The following is a 6536-nucleotide window of genomic DNA, read 5'->3' on the forward strand; positions in this document are numbered from 1 at the left end:
GCGTCGAATGGGCAGGCGGCGAGACGGTGCTTGCCCCGGGCGACACGATGAGCGTCCCCGAAAACCTCGCCCACTCCGCGACGCCTTCGATGACCGGCGAGGCCGCGCTCTACCATGTCGTCGGCACGGACGACCCGGCTGGCTCGACCTGGCAGGGCTGAGATGGCGCTGCCGCTCCTGCTGCTGCCGGGCATGATGTGCGATGCCCGGCTCTTCGCCCCGCAGGTCGCGGCCTTCGGCGCCGCGCGCGAGGTGATCGTGCCCGAAATCGGCAGCCATGACAGCATGGCGGCACTGGCTGCCGCCATGCTGGCCGAGGCCCCGCCGCGCTTTGCGCTGGGGGGGCTTTCGATGGGCGGCATCCTCGCCATGGAGGTGCTGCGGCAGGCCCCCGAGAGGGTCGATCGCCTCGCGCTCATGGACACCAACCCGCGCGACGAGGCCGAGGAGGTCCGGGCGCGGCGCGGCCCGCAGATCGAGGCGGCGCAGGCGGGGCGGCACATGGAGATCGTCGAGGAGCAGATGATCCCGAACTACCTCGCCCCTGGTGCCGCGCGTCCCGATATCGTCGCCCTGTGTTGCGAGATGGCGCGCGATCTCGGGGGGCAGGTCTTCGTGAACAAGTCCCGCGCCCTGCGCGACCGCCCCGATCAGCAGGATACGCTGGCGGCCGCGACCTGCCGGGCGCTGATCCTGTGCGGACGCCATGACATCCTCTGCCCCATCGAGCGGCACGAGCGGATGGCCGAGTTGATGCCGCATACGAGCTTCACCATTGTCGAGGAGGCGGGCCACTTGCCCGTGCTCGAACGCCCCGAACACACCAATGCCGCGCTGGCACGTTGGCTGGAGGACTGATGGACGACCAACTTCTGGCGCTGTTGCGCCGCATCGACACGTCCACCGTCTGCAACGCCATCGAGGTGGTCGAGGGCAAGCGCGGCTTCGACCGCTTCACCCGGGGCACCGTGCTGTGCAGCGCGCCGGGCGCAGACGCGCTCGTGGGCCGGGCCCGAACCGCCAGAATCGCCGCCCTCGTTCTGCCCGAAGAACCGGCGGAGGTGATCCGGGAGCGGCGCATGGCCTATTACCGGCACATGGCCGCGGGGCCGCGCCCGGCCATCGCGGTGATCGAGGATCTCGACGGCGCGGAGGCCGTCGGCGCCTTCTGGGGCGAGATCAACACCACCATCCACAAGGGTTTCGGCCTTGCCGGCACGCTGACCAATGGCGTGATGCGCGATCTGGGCGATCTGCCCGAAGGTTACCCGGTGATCGCGGGATCGATCGGGCCGAGCCACGGCTTCGTGCATGTGCGCGAGATCGGCACCCCGGTCACCGTCTTCGGCCTGACCGTGGCGGACGGGGATCTCGTCCATGCCGATCGCCACGGCGCCGTCGTGATCCCCGAAGATCACATTCCCGCGCTGTCCGACGCGATCGAAAAGCTCCTGCGCACCGAGCGCATCATCCTCGACGCCGCGCGCGCGCCGGGTTTCGACTTCGACGCCTTTGCGGCGGCCTGGGCCCGGTTCGAGGCGGAGCGGACATGGCTGGCATCGTGGAACCGGGCGTGGAGGGCGCCTGCCATATAGGGATCTTCGTCATCGAAGATGAACCCAAGGCGCGTCACCAGCCAATCCCGGCGCCATTATCCTGATCCGCTTGGCGCCTTGCTGCATTGCGAGCCGATCGGGCCGGTGAAGGTGATCCTGCGGACCACCGGGCCTTTGCAGAGACCGAGGCTGATCACCTTGGCGCTGCTGGCCGACACCGCGGCGATCAGCGCGCGCTTAACCGCCGCCTGAACGACCGCCACGTGGCGCGGACTGGTGCAACATGCGCCTTCGTCGCCGGGCTGCGGTTCGAACTGCCAGAGGCGGAGCGCCGCCTCCTCTTCGCCGGGCATCCCCTGCGCACGGGCCTCTTCTCCCCGGTCGAGATCGACGAAGACCATGTACAAAAACAGATCGGCCACGCCTCGGCCAAGGTGACGCGACGCTATCAGCGCCGCCACGACCGGTTCCGGGTGACCTTCACCAAGGTGGTCGGTTTTTCGGCCCCGGACCGCGCATGTGGTGCCGCTCGGGGGCAGTAGCCCGGGCGGATCAGGCGGATCAGCCTCAAGCCGATCCACCTGATCCCTTGCCTCACGCCGCGACCTGCAGCATCGCGCGAACCGCCCCGCTGTCATGGCGCGGCTCGTCGCCGATTTCGGCCATGCGGGCGTCCAGACGCGACAGCATGTCGTCGAAGACCGCCGCATAGGCCGGATCCTGCGCCAGGTTCCTCAGCTCGTCGGGATCTTCGTGGCAATCGAACAGCTCCCATTCCGGCGGCGCATCACCATCGAGCGCGCCGAGCTGGCCCAGCCCCTCATTGTACCAGTAGATCAGCTTGTAGCGCTCAGACCGCACGCCGTAATGGGCATAGGCGTTGTGGATCTCGTCCATGTTCATCCAGTAGCGGTGATAGGCCACGTCTTGCCAGTCGTCGCCCGCGCGCCCCTCGAGCAGCGGACGCAGGCTCACGCCCTGCATGTAGCTGGGAAGCGGCGCTTCGGCGTAATCGAGGAAGGTCGGGGCGAAATCGACATTCGTGGCGATCCGCGATGCGACCGATCCGGGGGCGATGACGCCGGGATAGCGGGCCAGAAACGGCATCTGCAGCGATTCCTCGTACATGAAACGCTTGTCGAACCAGCCATGCTCTCCGAGGAAGAAGCCCTGATCGGAGGTGTAGATGACGATGGTGTTCTCGGCCTGTCCGCTCTCGTCGAGCCAATCGAGCATCCGGCCGACATTGTCGTCGATCGCCGCGATCGTGCGCAGATAGCGCTTCATGTAACGCTGATACTTGAAGAGATCGAGCTCGCGCTTCGTCTCGAAGCTGTAGTTCTCGCCGGTCTTGCGGTCGATCAGCACCAGCCCGCGGTGATCCTCGGGCACCTTGCGCATCGCGGAGCCGGGCTGGCCCAGCCTGCCCACCTCGTCGCCCCCCTCCGGCATGACGAGGCCGAGATCCTCATAGGTCAGGTCCTGGCGCACGCGCATCTTCGCCGCCGCCGCCGCCGCGGCCCGGTTGGCATAGTCGTCGTCATAGGTCGCGGGGACGGGCAGGTCATCGGTATAAAGACCGTCATAGCGCGGATGCGGCACGAAGGGGCGGTGCGGCGCCTTGTGATGGCACATCAAGAAGAACGGGCGTCCGGGATCGCGCCGATTCATGAAATCGAGACATTTGTCGGTGATGATGTCGGTCGCATAGCCCGGCTCGATCACCGGGCCGTCCGGTCCGATCATCTCGGGGTCGAAATAGTCGCCCTGCCCCGGCAGCACCGACCATTCGTCGAAACCGGTCGGCTCATGCGCGCGGCCCTCGCCCAGATGCCACTTGCCGAACATCGCCGTCTGGTAGCCCGCCTGGCGCAGATGCTTGGCCACGTTGGGCAGGCGATTGTCGAGATGGGTGTCGAGCGTGGTGACGAGGTTCACGTGGTTGTGGGTGCCTGTCAGGATTGCGGCGCGCGAGGGGGTGCAGATCGAATTGGTGACATAGCAGCGGTCGAGACGCGTGCCCTCCTGCGCGATCCGGTCGATATGGGGCGTGTGGTTCAGCCCCGAACCATAGGCGGAAATCGCGTTGGCGGCGTGATCGTCGCACATGATGAACAAGATATTGGGTCGGGACATTTATGTGCTCCTGAACGCGGTGGCCGGCCGGGCCTGTCGGTCGGGCCCGGCCGGGAAAGATCATTCGGCGTAAAGCTTGCCGAGGTAGAAGTCGGAGGCGGGAAGCGGATCCTCGATCTTGCCGAAATCCACGTAGAGATCGGCGAGCGTGTCGAACCAGTTGCCGACCTCGCCGCCTCTTGTCAGCTCCTCGAACTCGGCGGCGGTGGGCATGCGGGCCATGGTGCTTTCGGCCCTGAGCGGCTCTTCGGGAACGTTCAGGAACTCTGCCGTGATGGACACCGCTTCGTCGGGATTGTTGAGGCGGAAATCATTGGCCTGCTTGATGACGGCCACGACGCGGCGGATGGTCTCCTCCTCGTCGGCCATGTCGTCGCTGACGATGAAGGAGGAGGGAAAGGCGATATCGGGAAAGAAATCCTCGTTCGAGGCCAGTTCGACCATGCCGGGGACGCGCCGCCCGATGACATCGACGAAGGGGTACCAGATGCCGGCGGCATCGATCTGGCCCGAGGCGAAGGCCGTGACGATGGTCGAAGGATCCATCGAGATGAACTCGATCGCGTCGAGGCCGAGATCCTGCTCGGCCAGCGCCAGCCGCAACAGCATGTCGCCGGAGGTGCCTTCGGGCACACCGACCCGCTTGCCTGCGAGATCCGCCACGGTCTCGATCCCCTCCTGGGCGATGACCCGGTCGGAATAGCCGAACGCGTTCGGCGCGATGACCTTGGTCTGGCCCGAGGCGGGCAGCCACAGCGCGCCGGGGACGATATAGGCGAAGTCGAGCGAGCCGGCGTTCAGCGCCTGCACCTGGATGGGGCCATTGGTGAAGACCTTGAGATCCGCATCGAGGCCATGTTCCTCCCACATGCCCTGATCGGTCGCGATGGCCGCGATCGAGGTGCCCCAGTAATCCGCGATATAGCCCATCCGGATCTCCTGCAGATCCTGCGCGGATAGCGGTCCTGCCAGAGCCAGCGCCGAAACGGTCGCAAAGGCTGCAGTCTTGAATGTCATCACATGTCTCCTCCTCTGTGTGATGTCGAGTTCAGGCCGCGCTGGCGTCGCGCTGGTAGACGGCGCGCCAGACGTGGTTGCGAATTTCGGTGAACTCCGGCGACAGCCGTATCTCGTCATTGCGCGGAAAAGGCAGGTCGACCTCGATGATCTCCTGCAGGCGGCCGGGATTGGCGGCCAGCACGATGACGCGGTGGGCGATATAGACCGCCTCGTCCACGTCATGGGTGATGAACATCACCGTGCGCCTGTCGCGCGACCAGGTGTCGAGAAGCTGGTCCTGCAGCTTGACCCGCGTCAGCGCGTCGAGCGCGCCGAAAGGTTCGTCCATCAGCAGCACCGACGGGTTCACCGCATAGGCCCGGGCGATGGCGCAGCGCTGCTTCATGCCGCCCGACAGGGTCTTGGGATAGGCTTCGGCGAAATCGGCAAGGCCCACGAGCCGCAGGTAATGCATCGCCCGCTCGCGCCGCGCCGCCGCATCGAGGCCCTGGAGCTTCAGCCCGAACTCGACATTTGCGCGCACGGTGAGCCATGGAAAGAGCGCGTATTGCTGAAAGATGACGCCGCGATCCGGGCCGGGGCCATCGATGGGCTTGCCATCGACCAGAAGCTCCCCGGAGCTGTGCGGCATCAGCCCCGCGACCATGTTCATCGCCGTCGACTTGCCGCAGCCAGAGGGGCCGACCACGGTCACGATCTCTCCGTTATGGATGTCGAGCGAGAGGTTGCGGATCGCGGTGAAGCTCTTGCCCGCGGCGGGAAACGACTTGGAGACGTTGCGAAAGGAGATCTTGGCTTCGCTCACGGGTCAGACCCTTTCTTGCCAATGGGTCAGCCGCTCTTCGGCGCGCACGACGATCCGGTCCATGATCAGGCCGAGAACGCCGATGGCCACGAGGCTGACGAAGATGGTGGGCAGATCGTAGTAGAGCTGGGCCTGCTGCATCCGGAAGCCGAGCCCCGACTGCGCCGCGATCAGCTCCGCCGCGACCACCGTGGCCCATGCCGAACCGAGGCCGATGCGAAAGCCGACGAGGATGAAGGGGGTCGAGGCGGGAATGATGACCCGGGCGAAGATCGTCCTGTCGCCTGCGCCCAGCACGCGCGCCGCGTTGATGTAGGTCCGGTCGACGCTGACGACGCCCTGATAGGTCGAGACCACGGCGGAGAGGAAGGCGGCGAGGAAGATCACGAAGATCTTGGGCTTTTCGTCGATGCCCAGCGTCACGATGGCCAGGGGGATGATCGCCAGCGGCGGGATGACGCGCAGGAACTGCACCCAAGGGTCGATGATGACGCGCGCCAGCCGGTACCATCCCATGAAGAACCCCACCGGCACGGCGAGCAGCGCGCCCAGGGCAAAGCCGATCAGAACGCGGCGGAGCGAGGCATACATGTCCGCCCAGAGCTGTCCGTCGATGCCGAGCTCGATCATCCGGGTCAGAACGGACCACGGGTCGGGCAACTCGGACGCGCCCGAGGCGGTGGCCAGCCACCAAAGACCGATGCCGCCCGCAAAGGACAGCAGCCCCCATATCAGGTTGCCCGGCGCCCAGCGGCGCCGTTTCGGCTCCGCTATGTCGATGTCGCTTATGACGCTCATGGGTCTCCCCTCCCTTTCGCGCGATCAGGCGCTCTTGCTGTGACGCACCATGCGCGGCGCGGTGGCCGGCCCGGCGGTATAGAAGAATGCCTCGAGCGCCACGCAGGCGGCGCCGTTCACCCCCGCCGGTTCGGGCAGGCTGGTGCGCTCGATGCTCAGCCGCTCGCGCTGCTGCGGCATGATGCGCAGTGCCTGCATCACCGAGCACGATCATATGCTCA

The 6536-nt window shown here is 66.3% G+C and carries 8 protein-coding genes and 1 pseudogene; 3 read left to right on the top strand and 6 right to left on the bottom strand.

Going from position 1 to position 6536, the window contains the following annotated elements; genetic code table 11:
• The 3 genes and pseudogenes from ACFDS3_RS18325 to ACFDS3_RS18335 form a co-directional block, all read left to right on the top strand.
• Positions 1 to 161: pseudogene (locus tag ACFDS3_RS18325) on the top strand (cupin); the annotation flags it as partial.
• Position 162: 1 nt separating this feature from the next.
• Positions 163 to 858, top strand: a complete 696-nt coding sequence (locus tag ACFDS3_RS18330; protein WP_375263791.1) for an alpha/beta fold hydrolase — start codon at positions 163 to 165, stop codon at positions 856 to 858.
• Positions 858 to 1595: an RraA family protein gene (locus ACFDS3_RS18335; RefSeq protein WP_375263792.1), complete on the top strand. Its 738-nt coding sequence runs from the start codon at positions 858 to 860 to the stop codon at positions 1593 to 1595. The genes ACFDS3_RS18330 and ACFDS3_RS18335 overlap by 1 nt, the downstream gene beginning before the upstream one ends.
• Positions 1596 to 1651: 56 nt before the next feature.
• On the opposite strand, the gene ACFDS3_RS18340 is transcribed toward ACFDS3_RS18335, so the two are convergent.
• The 6 genes from ACFDS3_RS18340 to ACFDS3_RS18365 all read right to left on the bottom strand — a co-directional run bounded on the left by ACFDS3_RS18340 (position 1652) and on the right by ACFDS3_RS18365 (position 6516).
• Positions 1652 to 2017, bottom strand: coding sequence for a hypothetical protein (locus ACFDS3_RS18340; protein ID WP_375263793.1), 366 nt, complete (start codon positions 2015 to 2017; stop codon positions 1652 to 1654).
• A 133-nt stretch (positions 2018 to 2150) separates the two neighbouring features.
• The gene (locus tag ACFDS3_RS18345) at positions 2151 to 3692 is read right to left on the bottom strand and encodes a sulfatase (protein WP_375263794.1); all 1542 of its coding nucleotides are present in this window, start codon (positions 3690 to 3692) and stop codon (positions 2151 to 2153) included.
• A gap of 60 nt (positions 3693 to 3752) precedes the next feature.
• A complete protein-coding gene (locus tag ACFDS3_RS18350) occupies positions 3753 to 4709 on the bottom strand; it encodes an aliphatic sulfonate ABC transporter substrate-binding protein (protein ID WP_375263795.1) in 957 nt (318 codons plus the stop codon).
• Between the two features lie 31 nt (positions 4710 to 4740).
• Positions 4741 to 5517 carry an ABC transporter ATP-binding protein gene (locus ACFDS3_RS18355; protein WP_375263796.1) on the bottom strand — a complete coding sequence of 259 codons (777 nt, stop codon included), beginning with the start codon at positions 5515 to 5517 and terminating at the stop codon, positions 4741 to 4743.
• A 3-nt stretch (positions 5518 to 5520) separates the two neighbouring features.
• A complete protein-coding gene (locus ACFDS3_RS18360) occupies positions 5521 to 6315 on the bottom strand; it encodes an ABC transporter permease (RefSeq protein ID WP_375263797.1) in 795 nt (264 codons plus the stop codon).
• 24 nt (positions 6316 to 6339) lie between these two features.
• A complete protein-coding gene (locus ACFDS3_RS18365; RefSeq protein WP_375263798.1) occupies positions 6340 to 6516 on the bottom strand; it encodes a hypothetical protein in 177 nt (58 codons plus the stop codon).
• Positions 6517 to 6536: the final 20 nt, after the last annotated feature.

The sequence above is a fragment of the Palleronia sp. genome (assembly GCF_042089775.1).
In the GTDB taxonomy this organism is placed as follows: domain Bacteria; phylum Pseudomonadota; class Alphaproteobacteria; order Rhodobacterales; family Rhodobacteraceae; genus Palleronia.

Excerpts from the sequence above, each read along its gene's own strand:
- ACFDS3_RS18330 (WP_375263791.1), top strand. The coding sequence starts at position 163 with ATGGCGCTGCCGCTCCTGCTGCTGCCGGGCATGATGTGCGATGCCCGG.
- ACFDS3_RS18335 (WP_375263792.1), top strand. The coding sequence starts at position 858 with ATGGACGACCAACTTCTGGCGCTGTTGCGCCGCATCGACACGTCCACC.
- ACFDS3_RS18345 (WP_375263794.1), bottom strand. The coding sequence starts at position 3,692 with ATGTCCCGACCCAATATCTTGTTCATCATGTGCGACGATCACGCCGCC.
- ACFDS3_RS18350 (WP_375263795.1), bottom strand. The coding sequence starts at position 4,709 with ATGACATTCAAGACTGCAGCCTTTGCGACCGTTTCGGCGCTGGCTCTG.
- ACFDS3_RS18360 (WP_375263797.1), bottom strand. The coding sequence starts at position 6,315 with ATGAGCGTCATAAGCGACATCGACATAGCGGAGCCGAAACGGCGCCGC.